The sequence below is a fragment of the Leptospira saintgironsiae genome (genome assembly GCF_002811765.1).
GTDB classification, from domain to species: Bacteria; Spirochaetota; Leptospiria; order Leptospirales; family Leptospiraceae; genus Leptospira_B; species Leptospira_B saintgironsiae.
Genome location: NZ_NPDR01000001.1, coordinates 779,443 through 799,199, shown reverse-complemented (window position 1 = coordinate 799,199; position 19,757 = coordinate 779,443). Strand labels below are relative to the sequence as shown.

The 19,757-nt window shown below is 39.4% G+C and carries 18 protein-coding genes; 11 read left to right on the top strand and 7 right to left on the bottom strand.

Annotated elements, in window-relative coordinates; translation table 11 throughout:
* Positions 1-4: 4 nt before the first annotated feature.
* Entirely contained in the window at positions 5-1,645 is a 1,641-nt protein-coding gene (locus CH362_RS03705; protein ID WP_425269010.1) for an LA_0442/LA_0875 N-terminal domain-containing protein, read from the top strand.
* Here CH362_RS03705 and CH362_RS03700 read toward each other — a convergent pair.
* Positions 1,639-2,400 (bottom strand): HesA/MoeB/ThiF family protein, encoded by a 762-nt coding sequence (locus CH362_RS03700; protein ID WP_100708971.1) that lies wholly within the window; start codon positions 2,398-2,400, stop codon positions 1,639-1,641. The genes CH362_RS03705 and CH362_RS03700 overlap by 7 nt on opposite strands.
* Before the next feature lie 9 nt (positions 2,401-2,409).
* Positions 2,410-2,883, bottom strand: a complete 474-nt coding sequence (locus CH362_RS03695) for a HEAT repeat domain-containing protein (RefSeq protein WP_100708970.1) — start codon at positions 2,881-2,883, stop codon at positions 2,410-2,412.
* A 102-nt stretch (positions 2,884-2,985) separates the two neighbouring features.
* Between CH362_RS03695 and CH362_RS03690 the strand changes: the two genes are divergently transcribed.
* On the top strand, positions 2,986-4,146 hold the full coding sequence (locus tag CH362_RS03690; RefSeq protein WP_100708969.1) for an LptF/LptG family permease: 1,161 nt from the start codon (positions 2,986-2,988) through the stop codon (positions 4,144-4,146).
* A gap of 73 nt (positions 4,147-4,219) precedes the next feature.
* Here CH362_RS03690 and CH362_RS03685 read toward each other — a convergent pair whose 3' ends face one another.
* Positions 4,220-4,744, bottom strand: coding sequence for a hypothetical protein (locus CH362_RS03685; protein ID WP_100708968.1), 525 nt, complete (start codon positions 4,742-4,744; stop codon positions 4,220-4,222).
* Positions 4,745-5,110: 366 nt separating this feature from the next.
* On the opposite strand from CH362_RS03685, the gene CH362_RS03680 reads away from it, so the two are divergent.
* Entirely contained in the window at positions 5,111-5,638 is a 528-nt protein-coding gene (locus tag CH362_RS03680) for an LIC10415 family protein (protein WP_100708967.1), read from the top strand.
* A 35-nt stretch (positions 5,639-5,673) separates the two neighbouring features.
* Positions 5,674-6,759 carry an SH3 domain-containing protein gene (locus CH362_RS03675; RefSeq protein ID WP_100708966.1) on the top strand — a complete coding sequence of 362 codons (1,086 nt, stop codon included), beginning with the start codon at positions 5,674-5,676 and terminating at the stop codon, positions 6,757-6,759.
* A gap of 49 nt (positions 6,760-6,808) precedes the next feature.
* On the opposite strand, the gene CH362_RS03670 is transcribed toward CH362_RS03675, so the two are convergent.
* The 4 genes from CH362_RS03670 to CH362_RS03655 form a co-directional block, all read right to left on the bottom strand.
* Positions 6,809-7,912 carry an alkene reductase gene (locus CH362_RS03670; protein WP_100708965.1) on the bottom strand — a complete coding sequence of 368 codons (1,104 nt, stop codon included), beginning with the start codon at positions 7,910-7,912 and terminating at the stop codon, positions 6,809-6,811.
* A gap of 133 nt (positions 7,913-8,045) precedes the next feature.
* Positions 8,046-9,152, bottom strand: coding sequence for a CapA family protein (locus CH362_RS03665; protein WP_100708964.1), 1,107 nt, complete (start codon positions 9,150-9,152; stop codon positions 8,046-8,048).
* On the bottom strand, positions 9,149-10,234 hold the full coding sequence (locus CH362_RS03660; RefSeq protein WP_100708963.1) for an LIC_10091 family lipoprotein: 1,086 nt from the start codon (positions 10,232-10,234) through the stop codon (positions 9,149-9,151). The genes CH362_RS03665 and CH362_RS03660 overlap by 4 nt, the downstream gene beginning before the upstream one ends.
* Before the next feature lie 143 nt (positions 10,235-10,377).
* Positions 10,378-11,565: an acyl-CoA dehydrogenase family protein gene (locus tag CH362_RS03655; protein WP_100708962.1), complete on the bottom strand. Its 1,188-nt coding sequence runs from the start codon at positions 11,563-11,565 to the stop codon at positions 10,378-10,380.
* A 154-nt stretch (positions 11,566-11,719) separates the two neighbouring features.
* Here CH362_RS03655 and CH362_RS03650 point away from each other — a divergent pair, with 154 nt between their 5' ends.
* The 7 genes from CH362_RS03650 to trpS all read left to right on the top strand — a co-directional run bounded on the left by CH362_RS03650 (position 11,720) and on the right by trpS (position 19,735).
* Positions 11,720-14,161 carry a glycosyltransferase family 39 protein gene (locus CH362_RS03650; protein ID WP_100708961.1) on the top strand — a complete coding sequence of 814 codons (2,442 nt, stop codon included), beginning with the start codon at positions 11,720-11,722 and terminating at the stop codon, positions 14,159-14,161.
* A 12-nt stretch (positions 14,162-14,173) separates the two neighbouring features.
* A complete protein-coding gene (locus CH362_RS03645) occupies positions 14,174-14,470 on the top strand; it encodes an LIC10362 family protein (protein ID WP_100708960.1) in 297 nt (98 codons plus the stop codon).
* Between the two features lie 100 nt (positions 14,471-14,570).
* Entirely contained in the window at positions 14,571-15,332 is a 762-nt protein-coding gene (locus CH362_RS03640) for an electron transfer flavoprotein subunit beta/FixA family protein (RefSeq protein ID WP_100708959.1), read from the top strand.
* A gap of 11 nt (positions 15,333-15,343) precedes the next feature.
* Complete coding sequence (locus CH362_RS03635; protein WP_100708958.1) at positions 15,344-16,303, top strand: electron transfer flavoprotein subunit alpha/FixB family protein; 960 nt, start codon at positions 15,344-15,346, stop codon at positions 16,301-16,303.
* A gap of 32 nt (positions 16,304-16,335) precedes the next feature.
* Positions 16,336-16,926: a LolA family protein gene (locus CH362_RS03630; protein WP_100708957.1), complete on the top strand. Its 591-nt coding sequence runs from the start codon at positions 16,336-16,338 to the stop codon at positions 16,924-16,926.
* Between the two features lie 2 nt (positions 16,927-16,928).
* Positions 16,929-18,758 (top strand): hypothetical protein, encoded by a 1,830-nt coding sequence (locus CH362_RS03625; RefSeq protein WP_100708956.1) that lies wholly within the window; start codon positions 16,929-16,931, stop codon positions 18,756-18,758.
* A complete protein-coding gene (gene trpS / locus CH362_RS03620; RefSeq protein WP_100708955.1) occupies positions 18,755-19,735 on the top strand; it encodes a tryptophan--tRNA ligase in 981 nt (326 codons plus the stop codon). The genes CH362_RS03625 and trpS overlap by 4 nt, the downstream gene beginning before the upstream one ends.
* Positions 19,736-19,757 lie beyond the last annotated feature (22 nt).

The following is a 19,757-nucleotide window of genomic DNA, read 5'->3' as shown; positions in this document are numbered from 1 at the left end:
TGATATGATTTATTTGAAACGAATTTTCGTTTTAAGCCTACTCGTCCTCATTCCAATAAATATTTTTTCAGAAACACAATACGTGTATATGAAAGATGGAAGGATTCTCAAAGGAGAAGTTCTTCATCAAAGCGCTGACAAAATCAAATTCAGGGACGAAGAAGGAAAAGAAGAAGAAATACTAAAACACTCTATCAAAAGAATCATTTTTAAAAATGCCGAGGCAGAATATAAAAAACAAAGGCAGGAATTAGAAGCGAGACTAAAGCAAGAACAGGAAGCTAAATTAAAACGAGAGCGAGAAGCAAAACTAAAACAAGAACGGGAAACTAAGTTAAGGCGAGAACGGGAAGCTAAGTTAAAACAAGAACAAGAGGCGAAGCTTAAACAAGAACAAGAAGCTAAGTTAAAACAAGAACAAGAGGCAAAGCTTAAACAAGAACAAGAAGCTAAGTTAAAACAAGAACAAGAGGCAAAGCTTAAACAAGAACAAGAGGCAAAGCTTAAACAAGAACAAGAGGCAAAGCTTAAACAAGAACAGGAAGCTAAGTTAAAACAAGAACAAGAGGCAAAGCTTAAACAAGAACAGGAAGCCAAATTAAAACAAGAAGAAGAAAATAAACAAATCGTAACCGAAGAAAAGCCTAAATTAGAAACTCAACCTTCCCCGATTGCAGAATTTCATAAACTAGAAATACTTGCAGGTATAGGCAGAAGCCAATATGAAAGCCAGGTCTCGAATTTTCATCGAGGAGTAGAGGGATACGCAACCGTACTAGGAGGCAACGGAGGATTTTTTAATAGCGCTCCAACTCGTAAGGATTCGGACGCAAAAACGATCAATCTCAGATATTCTTGGAAACGTTTCGTAGGAGATATCGGCGGATCACATATGAATTCTTTGGAATCTACGACTAGCGTTGGATATATAGTCTATCCGGATCTTTCTTCAAATGTGGTGAGCCAAGGAGCATTTACCGCTCAGGCTCCTTTGCATACGATCAGCTACAAACAGATAAATGCTCAAATTTCTTATTCGGTATATAAGCATTCCCTTTTCGAAATTAGACCTATACTAGGTTATTATAAAATATGGCAGACCGGAAAGGATAATTCTACTTACGATATTTCTCCTAAAGATCCGAACAATTCCAGCAGTGTGGATTGGGCAATCCGATATGGAACAAGTTTCAGCGATTACTTAAGCGGCCCGTCAGTCGGTCTGTCAATCGATTCCAAATGGAATGAAAAATGGGAAACTCGCTTTGAATTACAAAGACAATTTTTACATGGAAATTCGATCTTCACAAGAGATCAAATCGCGTTCCTGCTGGGGGGAGCATTCGAAAATAGGACCGCAGTTAATAACGAATGGAAAGTGGATGGTTTAAACCTTTCTGGAAAATTGATCTACCATTGGAAAAGTTCAGTCTTCTTTTGGACCGGATTTCAATATTCCAAATTATCCTACAAAATGGAAAGTTATGGAGGAGATCTGAATTTAAGTGGAGATCCGGTTTCTGCTTACGTAACTTCCATTTTAATTCAATCTTTGACTCAAGGGCTCGCAAACAATTCTATTGCGAAAGCGATTTATGTAGGAGCAGGGTATTCTTTAGACTTCTCTAAAAAAGAAACTCAGTGAAGAGAACCACATACAGTACAATCTTTGCGCCTGACTGTTGAGATATTCCTGAATTCCATAGATTTAGAATCTACTTGTAAAATTTTACCGAATAATCCTGAATTTCTCTCAAAATCACTTAATAAAAATTGAATACTTTCTGTGGCTTGGATGGTTCCTATCATTCCGGCCATACTACCTATCACTCCAGCATCTGCGCAAGAAGGCACATGTTCCGGAGCTGGGGGATTTTCATACACACATCTAAAACATGCGTCTTTTCCAGGACGAACTCCCATCACCATTCCTTCAAAACGTAGAACACCTGCCGTGATAAAAGAGATCTTCTCACTTACACAAATATCATTCACTAAAAACTTAGTATCAAAATTATCAGAACCTTCTAACACAAAATCCGATCCGCTCAGCAAATCTTTGGCATTTTCCTTGTTTAGCCTGGTATGTATACCTTCTACATTTATAAAAGGGTTTAAAGATCTAAGGTTTTCGGAAGAAGTTTCTGATTTGGATTTTCCTATATCAGAATGTTTGAATATGATTTGTCTTTGTAGATTTGTGGTTTCGACGATATCAGAGTCTATGATCCGGATATTTCCTACTCCGGCTGCCCCTAAATACAACAAAGCCGGAGATCCAAGACCCCCGGCTCCGATTACCGTTACTACGGATTTTTTGAGTTTTTCCTGACCTGCACGCTTAACTTCGTTTAGAAGAATATTCCTGGAATAGCGACTCAGTTCTTCCGGACTCAACACCGAAAAGGATTAACCCTTCAGCTTTTTAGTGAGAACGTTTAAGAAGTCGGAAACAAACTCATCTGATCTACGGTTTTTATCCGCAAACTCAAGAGCTTCTTTCGCTGCGTCTTCTGCCTTCTCATTTTTGATCACGATGTTTAGGATAGAAACTAGAGCAGTGTAAACGATGTCTCCGTTATCAGAGCTGATCACTTTATTTTTCAAAGCGATTGTAGTATCACCAGCTTCTCCGATTTGGCCCAAAGCAATCCCTGCAGGAACTGCAACTTTCGGATCGTTGGAACGGTTTAGAAGGTTGATCAATTCTGGAATTGCGGATTTTTCTTTTTTATCTCCCAAATAACGGGAAGCTTCGATTTTTTCCTGATCGGATCCGCTGGAAAGTGCCTTAATATGATCTTCCGTACTCTTTTCGGCAGAAACCGAAACGGTAAAAATAAGAGTGGCGAGTATTGCGAGCGTAATGGCGCTTTTTTTCATGATCTCCTCCTGTGACCGAGAAATCTTCCCTTAAGAGCCAAGATCGTCAACCCAAATAAATGGTTCGTAGGAATCGCTCGACCTTTTGATGATGGATTCGGAATGCAATTCAGTCTTCCCGAAATCCGCCCCAAAGAATGGGTCCATCGAATTAAGGAGGAATTTTTCCCTCCTAGGATCTTGGATAAGTATGTATTCTCAGAGTTCGTAAAAATATTTGTCGGGGCTTTGGTCACATTAGGATTTTTAGCCCTCATGTCCTCCTACAGCGACATCAAAGGAGACTTGGCTTCCTCCAAAGGGGGAAAGATCCATGGCTGGCTTTTTATACTCTTCCGACTCCCTCAGATGCTCATCCAGTACATCATGAACATCGCTATACTATTCTCTGTGTCTTTCACTGTGGGTCAGTTCTCTGCAAACAAAGAATTAGTGGCAATGATGGCAGCAGGGATCTCTTTCAGAAGGATTGTGACTCCAATCGTGGCATTCAGTTGTGTACTTTGGTTTGCCGCATTTTTCTTAAAACAAACCGTTGTAGCTCCATTAAACGCTAGAGCAAACGAAGAACATAAAATGTTAAAGGAAGGAGACCAAAACACTTTAGTGGGAGTGGTCTACCAAAAACATTTCAAGGGCCAAGAAGGTTTTTATTATATTTATTATTATGATACGAAAGAAGAAGAGATCAAAGGTGGATTCAATTATATCTGCCTGACTCAGGAACAAACTCCTGATTATCTTTTAGTAGCACAAAGAGCAAAGTTCGATTACAAAAAAGAAGTTTGGGTCTTAAAAAGTGTAGAAGAGACCAAATTTGACGACGAACTACAAGTTGTTTCTGTACAAAAATTTGCGGAGAAGGAATACACTCTTCCTGAAAAGCCAGACTATTTCAAAAAGTTAAAAGGTTCTGTAGAAGAAATGAACTTCTTTGAACTTTCGGAAGAGAAAGAGAACCGTATGCGCAAAGGTTTATCTTACGGAGATGTAGATATAGCAAAACATACATTATTTGCGGAACCTTTGCTAATTGTAGTCTTAACTTTGGTAGGATGCGCCAGTGGATTTTTTACAAAAAGAATGGCGATTGTATCTTCTCTTGGTGTGAGTATCGGAGTAGCACTTCTTTATATGGTCATGGACCCTTCTTTCAAATCTTTGGGAGAAAATGAAGTAATTCCGATCTGGCTAGCAAGTTGGATCACCCCAATGTTATTCTTATCAGGACTCTACGTAGTTTATAAAAGACTTAAAGTCTGACCTAAAATTAAAAAGCCTCCCGAAGGAGGCTTTCGAAACTCTCTCATAAAAAGAGAATTCGGTTTTTTAAATATTATTTTCCACCCTTAGGTGTAACAGTCGCTTTCGGTACAATCACTCTTATATTATTCTTTTGGATCTTATATCCTCCGGAAACGGTAATAATTCCTTTGAATAGATCAGAAGTATCTGTAATTTTCGCCATGAACCAGCTACCGGTTCTAGCTTCTTCCTTGGATTCAGGTGCTCTGTATCCGTCTTCTGTTCCCATATCGAACATGATCACTTTTACTCCCAACTTCAGATCTTTGTCTGTAGCAAGACGGGTCATATAAAAGTTTTTGGTCCAATACTTCTTACCGTCAGTCACTTGTAGGAATTCCCCTTCTCCCTTTGTTTTGGTGGCAGAAGCGGGAGTCATTTCCTTAGCGATATATACGTTGATATAAGTTTGGTCGTTATATTCTTCTCTGGAAACAAAATAGTCGTCTGGCTGGATGTAATGATCATCCTCTTCTGCAAACGCCCCCGTAGAAAATAAACTTAAATACAAGGCAAAGATGGATACTGCCTTAAAGATATCGGTTTTTTTTTTCATGTTCAACTCCGTGTAAACCTATTCAATTTTTATCCCCGAAAAACCTTCTCCGAGACAAATTGTGAATAATTTATTTCATTTGGAGATTGTCAACGTTTCCAAAGGGACCAAGGGTATAAGAGAAGAAGGTGAACAGGCTGTTTTTACCTTAAAAAGCCCAACTAACCTACTCGGATTTTTTTGTAAAAAAACTGAATATTTTGAAAAAAATTCATTGGTTCTCTAAAGTTTGACCGATACTTAGTACAGATATGCCTAGGGAGTAACCGCTTAGATGCGACATAAACTCTTTGGAAAATGAAGAATCGGGTTTATCTACCGATTTTTCCAAGGGTCGCCGGATACGCCGAAAGGAGGGTAAAGAACATGGACGTTCAACTTACGAATCTAGTCTCATCAGCAGAGAAACTTCTCCGCGACAAGAGATCTTCCGTTCCAGGAAAGACGGGAGTACCCTCGGAAGCCCAAAACGCAGCCGACAAAACCGAGTTTTCTAGCAGCTTGACTTCTAGATACTTGAAAGTTCAAGAAACCTTGGGGACTCTCCAAGAACAACTTTCTAAAGAACAAATGAAACTCGGAGTACTGAGCGAAGCTAAGAGCACGCCTAAAGATGATCTAATCAATATTCTTTTCGGCGAAACTCCTTTGTTCAGAGAATTGGTAGAAAATCCAAATCAGGATCTAAACCAATTGAGAGAACAGGTCCAAGTGAAGAAGGACCAACTAATGGATTCTATCCGCAAATACGAAGTGGAATCCGAGAATGTGCTCTCCGTCGGAATGCTTAAGAACCCTGAAAATTTCCGGAAATCGATCGAAAACCTTTCCGGCAAAGATATTCAGATGAAGCAGCTATCCGAGAAAACGATAGAAAGACTGATCCAAGATTAAAAAGCTCTTGCGGGCCCGGATCTTAAAACGATGCTGTGGCTGCAATGGCGCTTAAATTCCGGATCTTACTAGTATTACTTCTACCTCCATTGTATTTTTCTTTGGTCGCTCAGACCTCAGATCCATATCACTATGTTCTAATCACATCAGGCGTGTTAAACGTTAGAGAAACTCCTGAAACCGGAAAGATCATCTTTACCTTAAACAGGGGAAGTAAGGTCAAAATCGTCCCCGACGAAACAAAAGGTCCAATCGATTGGAGCAAAATCAAAACAGAAGATGGTAGAACAGGTTTTGTTTCTAGAAAATATTTAGGACTTACACCACCGGACACATTAGATGAATATAAACTGATTGGATTTGTGTGGTCCGGATATGATCCAAAAGATCTTCCAATCTTTGTACCACTCGCATTCTTTAGCCCAAAAGGTTGGCAAGAAGCAAAAGACGAATACGAATTTGATTATAAATTCAGAAGTGGTGTGAATACTTCTCTTCCTTCTTTTTCATTATTAGAAGGAGATAAGGGACCCTCCTTTTCCGCGGCTGCGCCTACTACATATGGATGCCAAGAATTTCCTGCGTTAAAAGTAAAACCTGTAGGAGATATTAAAGCCAAAAAAGATTGGTTGGTATATTCTCCAGATCTAGGACTACAATCCATTCCACTCCAAGAATTATCTAAAACGGATCCTGATTACACTCTTTTCAAAAACTTAGCGGAAACTACTTGGAAGGCAAGAGGATATCCTGAAACAGAATGGCTTCATTCTACAATGGAAGAAGTTTACTCTTTCAAAAATAGTAAAAAGGAAACCTTCCTCTCTGGTAGGGTCGCTTATCATAAAAAAGGCGCAGAAAGAAGATATCTTTATCTATTAGGACGTAAATTTGGGACAGATAGAGTTCTGATCTCTTACGAAAAATCCGAAAAACTTACAGAAGATTTAGGATTTTACGGAGGTTCTTATCATTTGATCGGAGTCATCTATAGAGAAGAAGATCCAGTTCCTATATTATTATTTACTGATATAGGCTACGACTCTTCTATTAAATCTTTATACGAATTAAAGAATGGGACCTTGCAGCTATTATTAAGAGGAGCAGGAGACGCCTGTTAACCTTCTCTGGTTCCCGCCGCTCATATAAACGGCGGGATTTTGATCTTTCTTAAACTTTAGAAAGAGAAGCTACAGAATAATCAGTATATCCTTTTTCTCCTGGAGTATAGAAGGTAGAAGCATCCGGCTCAGTAAGAGGGATTCCTTTCTCCAATCTTTCCACTAAATCTGGATTCGAAATAAAGTTACGGCCGAACGCAATTAGATCTGCATTCTTTTCTTTTAGATCAGAATTCGCGCGATCAACATCGTATCCACCTGAAAGAATATAAGCTCCGGTTGGATTTCCGGATTTATAAGATTCTCTGATCGAAGTAACCACAGAATCAGTCGGCTTAACAGCTCCCATAGAAGAATGATCCACGATATGAATATAAACGAGTCCCAGTTTTCCTAAAGATGTAGCTAGGTCTTTATATTGTTCTTCTATTTCATTATGAATTTCTAAATCGTTGAATACGCCGTAAGGAGAAAGTCTGATTGCTACTTTATCTGCACCGATCGCTTCTACAACAGCGGTAGCAACTTCTACAGCGAATTTATTTCTTTTTTTCCAATCTCCGCCGTATTCGTCGGTTCTATGATTTGCACTTGGATGTAAGAATTGTTCTATAAAATATCCATTAGCGCCATGAAGTTCCACTCCATCAAAACCAGCTTTGATTGCGTTCTCTGAAGCAATTACATATTCTCGGATCGCAACTTGGATATCTTTGGAAGTCATTTCCCTCGGAGCAGAATAAGGTTGGTTTCCTTCTGCATCTGTCCAAACTGTTCCTTTCAATCCAATCGCAGAAGGCCCTACTAATTCTGCGCCCTTAGGAAGATTAAGATGATTCCCTACTCTTCCTGAATGCATGAGCTGCACAAATATTCTACCTTGGTTTGTATGCACTGCATCCGTAACCTTCTTCCAACCCTGAACTTGCTCTTCTGAAAAAATTCCTGGGATCCTTGCGTATCCTAAACCGTTTGGAGAAGGAGAAACACCTTCTGTAATCAAAAGACCAGCGCCTGCTCTTTGGGAATAATATTCGGCCATCAAATCGTTCGGAATATTTCCGATCGCTCTGGATCTGGTCATAGGAGCCATAACGGTTCTGTTTTTTAGCTTATTCTTTCCTAATGTATATTCGGTAAATAATAGGTTCATTTCTTGCCTCGGATCTTAGACAGGAAAATACTTCATGAGTGAACCTTTTTTATATAAAGCAACAAAGAAAAGATAAGAAGAAGACACCGAATTTTTCGCCGACCTAAGTTCAATCGGCAACTCACGACTGCAATTAAGGGCCGAGTAGATCTACAGTATCTTTATAGAATTGTTTCATTCTTTGGTAAGAAGTTTCAGGAAGTTTTCTTTCCTGGTCATTGTTTAAATATTTTTTAACAGGCAATAATCTGAACTGAGTTCTGGATCCAGTTCTGTCTATATATACCCAAACTGGCTCATAAGCTATATCAAAAATATTTAATTTATCATTTTCCTTAGATAAGGAAAATTTGAGGATCAATCCTCCATCTACATAACGTCTGTCTTGTCCGGAGATAAAATTACCCAAAGAATAAATATAAAATCTTTCTTTTGAGATCCCAAATTTATCCTTAATCGTCTTTTTACCGAACTTTTGGAGAGTATGAGGATGCCCCCCCAAAACTATATCTGCTCCGGAAGAAAACGCATGATCCACCATTTCCACTTGGAAAGGATCTGGTTGGTGCAGATATTCTGTTCCGTAATGATACATTACGATAATTGCATCCGGTTTGGATTTTTTCGCCAGAGTTATATCAGAAGCGATCTGGTCTTTATCAATTAGATTGACTACTGTTCCAGCAGGGATTTCCAAACCATTAGTTCCATAAGTATAATCTAAAAATGCAAGATTCAGATTTCCTACAGAAACGAACAATATTCTATTTTTTTCATATTCTTCTTTGTCTTTGTAAGTACCCAAATGTTTCAGACCTAACTGGTCTAATACGGAAAGAGTTCTCGTAACTCCCAACTTCCCTTTGTCACAGGAATGGTTATTTGCAGTAGACAACACATCGAAGCCGATATCCTTAATTGCTTTTGCAAGAGAATCAGGAGCTCCGAACTGAGGATAACCAGTATATTGTTTTGGGTCTCCCGGAAGAGTGGTTTCCAAATTTCCAACTGCAAGATCCGCTTCAGAGATCATGGAAGATACTTCTTGGAATACCTCATCGAATTTCCAGCAGTCACATTCTTTATCGTAGGCTGTATCAATCTGAGTTTGGTGAGACATGATATCTCCAACTGCTACAATTCTAACTGCATCAGTCGAAGAACCTGTCTTAACGTTCTGAGAAGAACAAGGGATCGCAAAAAATGCAATCCCAAAACAAAAGATACAGCTTCGGATCATTTTTTAGGTTCCGGAGGGAGGGCTTCGATCAAAGAGAATCCTTTTTCGATCGGTTTACGATTACGAAGAAGTATCGTTGTATATAGAACATTTTCTTTGTTCAGCCAAGTTTTTAGGTTATCCAAAGATTGGATATTATAATGGAAAGGAAATTCTCTTGGGAACATCTCTCCGTCTGGAAATCCGTATACCTTAGCACCTTTTGTAACAGTGCGGATCACTATTGTTTTAGAATCTCCGTACAAATTTAGGAAGTTCTTTCTCATCCCTTCCGGATATCTAAAATATTCTTCTGCATTAGAAGTGTATAAAATACGGATTGGGATCTCTAGTTCTTTTGCTTTTTCGGAAATTGAATTTATGGTCTTGTCTCCCAATAAATTCCCGTCGATCGCGATTATTTTTCCATCTAATATCAGATTTCTTAAATGATCATAATCCTTTGTATCGTTATGGAAAGAAGTAAATTGAGGATACACTTTAGAGATCTTATGTAAATCTCCTAAACGTTGAGGAACCGCTCCCTTTCTAAGAGCGATTTGATAAGACTTTAGAATTACTTGATATTCTGGATCATTCGAAAATCTTTTTTCAATGATAGGAAGAACAGTATCCTTATTTTTAGGATCCCATAGTTTTTCAAATTCAGGATAAGTAGGAGAAATTTCTAAAAAGTGAAGATGAAGTCGATTAATAGAAACTGTTACCGGATCAAAATCGAAAAGATAAGCGAATTCACTTCTTGCCCAAGCGATCAAAGTTAAGTTCTGATCAGTCCCGACTCCCATATACCCGCCACCTAAACCCACTACTCTGGATTTAAATAGGTCCAATCTTCGTTCATTGGAAGAAGGATAATGTTCTGCATGAAGATGACGATCTGCAGGAGGAGTATCGATTGCCGCAAGTTGTAGGCCTTCTCTAGTTAAAGAAGCCTTTCTTCCGAATACTGAATGATCTCCCTGGCCTTGGCCGGCAGAACAATCTATAAGATAGAAAACCGAACAAATGAATAAAACCGTTAAGAATAGATTCTTTTTATTTTTGTTTAAAACGACCGTACTAGGCCCTTTTTTTCTCATGAAATCCTGCATCCCCTGGACACTATATGCCCTTGCAGACAGAACTTATTAAAGGGCTCTTATACGGGAAGAACTTTACGAGGCGAGCTTATAAAGCCCGCCATCTTTCTAAAAGAACGACCTGACTGCTCCCGGATATTCTATTACAGTCCGGAGCTTGTGTATAACTTCTTCAAGTCAGCAGCTATATTCTTTTGCATTGCTTCGTTCGTTCCACCACCTATAGAAAGTAAGATCGCATCTCTATGCAATCTTTCTACAGGATATTCTCTACAATAACCATAACCGCCTAAGACCTGGATTGCGTTTCTGGAAACTCTTTCTGCCATTTGGGTAGATACAAGTTTTGCAGAAGCAGCTCCTAATGAGTTACGATTTTCAGGGTGGATCTTAGAAGCAACATCATATACCAATGCTCTTGCGGCTAGGTAATCTGCATAAGATTCTGCGAGCAACCTTTGGATCTGCCCAAATTCTATCAGTTTTTTATCAAAGGCTTCTCTATGAAGGATAGAATATTCGCACATCACATCAATACAACGTTTAGCAATTCCTAAAGATTGGGCTGCGAGAGTTACTCTTTCAATCTCCAGGTTTCTCATCATATGAGTTAAGGCTCCGTCTTCTGCACCTATCAGATTTTCTGCAGGCACTTCTAAGTTCTCGAAAATCAATTGAGTAGTAGGAGAAGATCTCATTCCCATCTTCTCTTCTTTTTTGCCAAAACTAAATCCAGGATATGAGCTTTCTACAATGAAGGAAGTGGTCCTGCGAGAGTCTTTGCTAGTTTTTGCATATACTAAAAATACCTGGCCCACGATACCATTTGTGATAAACTGCTTTCTGCCGTTTAACACGAATTTGTCGCCCTTACGAGTGGCAACGGTTGTCATTCCAAGAACATCAGTCCCCGCTCCAGGCTCGGTCATTCCCATTCCGCCGACCCATTCTCCCGAGAGAACCTTAGGCATATATTTCGCTCTTTGGGACGGATTGCCGCTATGATAGAAATTGTTTACGAAAAGTACTTCATGAGCTAAATATGATAGAGTAAATCCAGGATCATAAGCGGAGAATTCCTCATGTATGATCACACTTGCGACTGGGTCTAATCCCATTCCTCCGTCTTCCTGAGGAACAGTAACTCCGAAAATTCCTAATTCAGCTCCTAATCTACGAAATAGATCCTTATTAAAGGATTCTTCGTCGTCATGATCCTTTGCCTGCAGATCCAGATTTTCTTTCGCGAAAGCACTTACATTTTCTCTCAAGGAAAGGTGATCATCAGTTGGATTATATAGATCCATTTTTTTTTCTTGGGTTCCCTTCATTCTAATGCCCTATTCAGTTTCAACTTAAGTATTTGGGACCCACTGTAAATTGCAACCGAGTTACTGAACTTAAGTGTATTTAAGAAGACCTAAATCACGATCTGCAAATACAAGCTTTACAAATCGAGTATAAGATATTATTTCGTATTAGGCAGTGGTTTCCTTGGTAAATTTCTTATTTTTTTTAGGCATCATTCTAAATGCTTATTTTATATCGGTCATTCTTCATAAAAAAGGACTTCCACAACCCCTATCCAGAAACTTAGTCTCCATTACCCTTTCCATTTTAACCGCAGGGTCCATTGCACTTCTTTTAGTTTCTTTTGAGTCTTACAAAATTCTATCTGTCGCATTGATCCAACTTTTAGTTTCCGGATCATTCATCGGATACATATTCTTTCGTAAGATTGATCTGAGATTGAATCCAGTTTTAGGCTGGAATAACTCCAGAAATTTATTTACTAACATTATTCTCGCTTTATTACTCTTAAGTGCGGGAGCAATGTATTCTCTTTTTCCAATTGAATATATCAAAGGAGATAGAGACCACGGAGTATATGTAGTTTTTGGAAGTAAGATCCAGAAAACAGGCGGTCTGAATTTCGATGATTTCCGTTACCAAGACCTAACTCAGGTTTTAGGGAATAATATCATTTACGGTTATCCTGCGATCCATTCCGACCATTCTCCTCAAGACCCAACTATTCCAATTGGTTCTCTGTCTCCCCGCTTCTATCCCCTCTTCCCCACTTATTTAGCGCTGTCTGCTGATCTATTCGGATTAGATGCGATGTTCCGAGTGAATTCAATATTCGCAGTATTATCCTTAGTATTTATATTTCTGATCGTAAAAAAATGGATAGGGCCCTGGGGAGCATTGGTCGCAGTTTTTTTCTGTGCATTCAATCCGGCCCAACTTTGGAATGTTAGGACAACTCTGTCCGAACCGTTAGGGCAATTGCTGATCTTATTCTCTTCGTATTTAGCTCTTTATTTTTTTCGGAAGAACAAAGGATGGATGTTCTTTGCAGGCGGAATTTTAGGATTAAGCAGCTTTAATCGGATCGATAGCTTAATATATTTCCCTGCAATTGTGATCTTTGTAGGCTATCTATTATTCTTAAGAAAAAAATCTCTAGAGAAAGGACTTAACTTTCTTTTTGGGTACTCGGTAATTTCAATCTTAAGCATCTTACACGGTTATATTAATTCCAAACCGTACATGGTAGATCTATGGAGAACGAAACAATTACTTAAACTGACTATACTTTGCGCCTTCTTCTCTTTATTTTTATTAGGCTTATTTATTTTGCCTCATCTAAAAAGAGGAAGCATTTTCATTGAGTTCATCAGAAATACTGTCCTCAAAAACAGGAATACTCTACGAGTTCTTTCATTCTGTTTCTTTCTTATTTTGATCGTATTCGGATATTCTATCCAACCAGTGATCAGCAATTCTGATACAATTAATGACTTTGCATATTTTAAAAAGAATGGATTCTTATTCTTCTTACTTTATGTTCCTTTGCTTCTAGTGTTGCTTGGTATCGGGGGTTACGATCTATTAGTCTTCCGAAAACAATCTTCTGGATCTTTGGTATTCCTTTTATTAGGTTCTCTTCTTTCTTTTATTTATTTTTACGAACCAAGTATTTATCCGGATCATTTCTGGGCATCTAGACGTTGGGTTTTATTTCCTGTTCCCTTTTTATGCATTATGGGAGTCATGGGGCTTTATTCTTTACCTATCAAACAGCAGGTAATTAAGCTCGCTCTGATCGTTTTAGTTTTTGCAGGTTATCTCTATCATCTTTATAATAGAGATAGATTGATATTTTTCGAGAGAATGTTATCCGGTTATTCTGAAGAATTCGAAAGATTATCAATATCCCTTCCAAGCGAAAAGGCAATTTATTTTACTAAAAAAGAAGACCTCGCTAGTCCTCTTCGTTATTTAAGTGGGAAAGACACTTATCTTATCCGTAAGACCCGCCCGTTTTTAGAAAAGGCAAATAAACTAATCGCATCCGGTTGGAATGTCTATCTGATCGACGAAGACTTTAACCTAGAAGATGGGTCGGTTACTTTAGAAAAAGTTGATAAGATCCATTTAGAAGGAAATTATCCTGTGGATACTGTGAATCGTTACCCGGATACGCTACTATACAGAGGAACTTTCTTACAGGTTTATAAATTAGGATTAGATCCTAAAACTTCTATTCAGGCAAAAAAATCAGTCTCTCTAGATCCTTCTGAATACACTTATAAGCTGAAAACGATAAGATCTGAACGTAAGATCCAACCAAATGTTTACGAAGAAGTAAAAGCCTACGATCATTATATTCCGAATGATCCTAAAGGAAAATTCAGGGTAGAATTCGAAGGAGAAGCCTTAGACCAGGCAACTTTCAGCGTAACTGCTAACCAATCTTCTTCCGTAATCTTTCCTGAGTCCTTAGGTATCGGGGATGATAAGAAGATGAAGATCGAATTTTCTGTAGAAAATCCAGAAACAGATGATGTGCAGATCAGATTCCATACCAAAAAGGACAGGCAAGCGGTTCTTAAGTCCCTGCAATTATCTAGAATTCCCTGAACGAGGATAAACATGCTGTATTCTGTCGTATTAACTTTGATTTGCCTTCTCGCTTTGGTTCTTGCGATCCGCAATCTAGGAAAATTTCCCAAAAGTTTAGAAGAGATCCGCTCAGAGATCGAGGCATCATTCGCTACCCCTTTTAGCGGAAAGTCCTGGATCTGGTTCTTATTCCTGATCAGCTTTTTCCTTTTGCCGTTTTTTTGGGGGCTAACCTTCTTCCTGCAATCAGATGCCAATGTGTTGGTTATCATTTTAGGATTATTTTGGATCTATTTTTGGAGCAGAACACTCATTCTGTTTCGATAGGCGAGATTTCCGGAATACGTGCAAAAAAGTAGTTTGCATTCAAGCTTTTCAGAAATTTCGTGTTTATAGCCCTATTAATTAATTTGGAGAACGAAAGTTCATGAAGATCATCGTTTTAGTGAAACAGGTGCCTGACACCGAAACGAATATCAAAGTCGGGGACAAGTCCATCAATGAAGCCGGAATTAAATGGATTATCTCTCCGTACGACGAATTCGCAATTGAAGAGGGACTTAGATTACGTGAAAAAAATGGTGGAGAGGTTATTGCAGTCTCTCTAGGACCAGATCGCGTTCAAGAGTCTTTACGCCAAGCATACGCAATGGGAGCGGACCGTGCCGTTCAAATCAAAGTGGACAATTACGTTCCTTTCGACACCGTTTTAACCGCAGAACTGATCGCAAATTTCGCGAAAGCTGAAAATGCAGACATCATCATCGGCGGACGCCAATCTATCGATAGCGATAGTTCCCAAGTAGTGATCCAAGTTGCAGAAGGACTTGGAATCGCTCATATTTCTTTCGCAGTTAGTTTAGAGATTAGCGGAACTTCCGTAAAAGCTACTAAAGAGGTAGAAGGTGGAACCCAAGTTGTGGAAACCAGCCTACCAGTAGCAATCACTGCTCAAAAAGGATTAAACGAACCTCGTTATCCTAACTTGAAAGGTTTGATGGCAGCTAAGAAAAAGCCTATCGAAACCAAAACACCAGCTGATTTAGGAAACCCTGCAAGTAAAATTGAAGTAGTAGCATTGGAGCCACCTCCACCTCGTATTCCTGGTCGCAAGTTAGAAGCGGCTGATGCGAAAGGTTACGCTGAACAATTAGTAAAAGCTCTTCGCGAAGAAGCTAAGGTTATCTAAGGAGAACACCCGTGAGCAACGTTTTAATCGTAGGCGAACTCAAAAACGGAGAACTCAAAAAGATCTCCAAAGAAATCACTTCCGCTGGCCGCAAAATTGCGGACGCACTCGGAGGAAAAGTTACCGCTCTTCTCATCGGATCCGGAGTTGAAAAATTCGCAGGAGACCTGGGAGCAGTCGGAGCAGACAGCGTAGTTACTGTAAATGCAGGAGACTTCAACGCAGAAACTTGGGCGAATTTAGTAGCCGGAGTTATTAAGGAAAAAAATCCTTCTGTAGTTTTAGTTCCTCACACTTCTCAAGGAAAAGATTATTCTCCAAGAGTAGCTGTAAAAGTAGGAGCAGGGATCATTGCTGACGCAGTTGGTCTTTCTGTAGACGGCGGAAAAGTAGTGGCTAAAAAGCCAATCTACTCTGGAAAAGCATACGGTAATTTCAAAGTTACCAGCCCAATCGCTATTTTCACTGTTCGTCCAAACTCTCAAGAAGTAGTACAAAAAGCTGGAGCAGGCGCTGCTGAAGCTGCAAGTCCATCCGCAGGAGATGCGAAAGTTAAAATCGTTTCTTCCGACCTAAGCGGCGGGAACAAAGTTCAATTGGCAGAAGCTTCTATCATCGTATCTGGTGGACGCGGAATTAAAGGACCTGAAAACTGGCCTGTTCTCCAAGGTTTGGCGGACATTTTAGGCGCAGCTTTAGGAGCTTCCCGTGCTGCGGTCGATGCTGGCTGGATTTCTCATAGCCATCAAGTGGGTCAAACTGGTAAAACCGTTTCCCCGAACTGCTATATCGCATGCGGAATTTCCGGAGCGATCCAGCACTTGGCCGGAATGGGCTCTTCTAAGTATATCGTGGCTATTAACAAGGATGGAGACGCTCCAATCTTCAAAGTAGCTACCTACGGAGTCGTAGGAGACCTTTTTGAAGTCGTACCGGCACTAACCGACGAGTTTAAAAAAGTACTTGGATAATTTCGTCTAATGAAGCCATAGTAGGAACGATTATGGCTTCATCCAAGGGTATATTATCCTTTTTGGGTGCCGCAGCTCTACTGGTCTGCGGCACTTCTATTTTATCCGATCCTGGCAAGGAAAGGTTAAACGGCGTCATCGGAAAGATGGCCGAAATTTCCAGCTTTCGGGCGAGTATTACGATCAATAACGAACTCACCGGAACTCTTTCTTATCAAAGACCAAATCATATACATGTAAAATTTTCGGATGGAAGGGTTATTGCCTCCAACGGACGTTATCTTTGGTTTTATTCCCCTTCCAGAGGAATTGTAGGAAAACAAGACGTAAAAGGTATGACTGGTGGAATGGCCGGCCTACTCTCCGGATACGAAGAAGTAACTCCAGTGGGAGGTTCACTTCGACTAAAATCCGCGACAAGGACTTACGAAGAGATTGTAGTCACTTTAGGCCCGGATAACACTCCTCGTTCTCTCAGAATGAAGAGCAGATCCACCGGAGAATATACCTCAGTAAGTTTTTCCGGAGTCCAAACCGGTATAGGTTTACCTGCGTCTCTCTTCAATTTCGGAGCACCTGCAAACGCGCAAATTGTGGAGAACCCGCTTAACGAGAGGGAATAAGTTTGTCTACTTCTCGCACAGACGCCCATAAGGTCTTCGCAGACCTCTATCGAAAGACACGTTCTCCGGAACATCAACAGAAGATAGACGAAGTCATACAAAAATCGAACGATATATTTATACGTATCGACTTGATGAAAAAAGTCGACGAAGAGTTCGAACAGAAGAAGAAAGAAGAATCAGATAAAAAACCTGAAGGAGAGGACAAGTCTTCCAAATCTTCTCAATCTTCCTCTGCTTCCAAAACAGCACCTAAGCCTGTAAAAAAACAACCGGATGCTGGACCAGGCCTCGGATTTCTTGCCAACCTTTTCGGTGGAAATGCGAATATTACAAAATTTGCGAAAGACACCGGAACAGTCGAAGTCGGTTTCTTAGGAAGAAATTCAAAGATCGCTCCTTCTGTAGAAAGATTATTCAAAGCATTAAAAGAAGATCAGATCATCTCCACATTACAAGCTCTCAGACTTGCAGAAAGCCAAGGCTGGAGACATTGGAGACCTTTGGTTTATAATGTAGTCTTGAATTTTAATAAATTTTTTAATAACTTCATCTCATTAGATTCACTATTCATCGATGAAATTTCTCCAGAGATCTTTTTGAACAGATCTTTGAAGATGCAGATGTATTACGCACGCCATCTTTCCAGAAATGACGCCAGAGATATTATCCTAGGCCATGTTCCTGAGTTAGTGAAGAAGGACGAAAAATTATCTGTAAAACTTCCTTCTATCATCTCTGGATTGAATTACGGATTAAATCTGGAAAACGGAAGACCTAAACTTACGGATGCAATCCGAGCATTCTATGTTGTTTCCAACAAAAAGGTAATTGGCTGGGAAGAAATATTAGATTCTTTGAATGTTCCTCCGATTAATGAAACCAAATTCCAGGGATCTCCGGACATAACCAAGGAAGTAGAAACAACATTGATCAAATTGTCAGACGATATTCTGACAAGAATGAATAAAAAAGAAGAGTTACACGGTTTAAGACAACGTTATTTCAAAATAGATGATAACGGAAAAATTTCTTTCGACTTTTTGAACGGTGTCGTGGATGATTATTTCGCTCATCATATGCCTGAGAATATGAACTCAGCTGCGTTCAAGTCTTCTTACAAGGGAATGCCTCATAAGCTGATCCATATACTTCTCCGTGACTTTCAATCCTGTTACACTCCTCTCTTAGAGGGAACAGTTAAGATAGGGACCAAAAATCATAACAGAGATGTGTTAGTAACCCAACCAGGCTTATTCAAAACTGAGATAGAAGAGATTAATAATCTTCTCAGACAATTGGATGCGTTTAATAAAAAGTATCCTAGCTTTCAGTATACCTTCTCCAATTTTAACCAAAACACTTCCGGCGGCTCAGTAGAAGACCAGATCACAGTAAACTTATTAAGATTACTTGCGGAAGCTTCTGCTTTTATGGGAAAATTCGCAGAGAGGATCAACGTATTGGTTGAGAACCACTTATTGGCAAAAGATTACGAAGCCAAAGGACAGTTGAACGAAAGAGTTTTAGCTTCTAAAGAAAAAGTATTAGAAGAAGTGAAAGTCCTTCATAGATTTCTTCCATTTTATGATTCCACGATGGTATCCGGAAATCGTTTAAACAGTAAAACTTTGGAATACGTTTTTGTGGATATGGCTCAGTTATTATTTAACTACGCAGTCATCTATAAAGACAAGTTTACTGTAAACAAACTGACAGCTCATAGAAAATTGGATGCAGAACTCAACGCATTAAAAGCAGAGTATGAACGTCTGTCCGGAAAAACTTTCGACGATCCACAAAACCGATTCGCTCCCTCGGAGGAACAATGAGGATATTGACCGGGGTACAACCTTCTGGTAAATTACATTTAGGAAATTACTTCTCTGTTATACGCAAGTTAGTCGATTATCAAAACAAGTCTGATCTATTTTGTTTTGTAGCTGACCTACACGCATTAACCACTTTTAGTTCTGCAAAAAACCAAACAGAAAATACTTATGATGCCGTTTGTGATTTTTTAGCACTCGGGATCGATCCAGACAAATGTGCATTCTGGATCCAATCAGAAGTTCCAGAAGTTACTGAACTCACCTGGTATCTTAGCATGTCCATAACAGTTCCTAAATTGGAATTGGCACACTCTTATAAAGATAAAGTCGCGAAAGGAATCGTTCCAAGCGGGGGACTTTTCTTTTATCCAGTTTTAATGGCAGCCGACATTCTCGCATTTAATAGCGATAAGGTTCCAGTAGGAAAAGACCAAAAACAACATTTAGAATACGCAAGAGATATAGCAGAGAAGTTTAACTCTCAATATGGAGAAACTTTCAAACTTCCTGAACCTGAAATAGACGAAGAGACTGCGATCGTGCCAGGAGTGGACGGCGCGAAAATGTCCAAGTCTTATGGAAATACGATTAACTTTTTTGATGATGAGAAGAAGTTAAAAAAATCCGTAATGGGGATCCTAACTGATTCTGCAGGAGTAGACGAAGCGAAAGATTATGAGAAAAGTATAATATACTCTATCCATTCTCTCTTCTTAGATGAATCCGGGAAAAGAGATCTTCAATCCAGATTCACAAACCCAGGAACTGGTTATGGAGATCTCAAAAAAGCATTATTAGAAACTGTATTAGATTATTTCGGTCCTTATCGAAAGGAAAGAGAGAAGATTGCAGCAGACCCTGCTTATGTAAGATCCGTAATGAAAAAAGGATCGGACAAAGCGAGAGCGGCTTCTTCTCAGATCCTAGATAATGTAAGAGGAAAGCTGGGAATCGGAATCTCAAAAGTTTCGGTTTAATAGCAAAATTTATAGCGGAATG

Coding starts and splice junctions, on each gene's coding strand:
- CH362_RS03705 (WP_425269010.1), top strand. CDS start 5: ATGATTTATTTGAAACGAATTTTCGTTTTAAGCCTACTCGTCCTCATT.
- CH362_RS03695 (WP_100708970.1), bottom strand. CDS start 2,883: ATGAAAAAAAGCGCCATTACGCTCGCAATACTCGCCACTCTTATTTTT.
- CH362_RS03690 (WP_100708969.1), top strand. CDS start 2,986: ATGCAATTCAGTCTTCCCGAAATCCGCCCCAAAGAATGGGTCCATCGA.
- CH362_RS03685 (WP_100708968.1), bottom strand. CDS start 4,744: ATGAAAAAAAAAACCGATATCTTTAAGGCAGTATCCATCTTTGCCTTG.
- CH362_RS03680 (WP_100708967.1), top strand. CDS start 5,111: ATGGACGTTCAACTTACGAATCTAGTCTCATCAGCAGAGAAACTTCTC.
- CH362_RS03670 (WP_100708965.1), bottom strand. CDS start 7,912: ATGAACCTATTATTTACCGAATATACATTAGGAAAGAATAAGCTAAAA.
- CH362_RS03665 (WP_100708964.1), bottom strand. CDS start 9,152: ATGATCCGAAGCTGTATCTTTTGTTTTGGGATTGCATTTTTTGCGATC.
- CH362_RS03660 (WP_100708963.1), bottom strand. CDS start 10,234: ATGAGAAAAAAAGGGCCTAGTACGGTCGTTTTAAACAAAAATAAAAAG.
- CH362_RS03655 (WP_100708962.1), bottom strand. CDS start 11,565: ATGAAGGGAACCCAAGAAAAAAAAATGGATCTATATAATCCAACTGAT.
- CH362_RS03645 (WP_100708960.1), top strand. CDS start 14,174: ATGCTGTATTCTGTCGTATTAACTTTGATTTGCCTTCTCGCTTTGGTT.
- CH362_RS03640 (WP_100708959.1), top strand. CDS start 14,571: ATGAAGATCATCGTTTTAGTGAAACAGGTGCCTGACACCGAAACGAAT.
- CH362_RS03630 (WP_100708957.1), top strand. CDS start 16,336: ATGGCTTCATCCAAGGGTATATTATCCTTTTTGGGTGCCGCAGCTCTA.
- trpS (WP_100708955.1), top strand. CDS start 18,755: ATGAGGATATTGACCGGGGTACAACCTTCTGGTAAATTACATTTAGGA.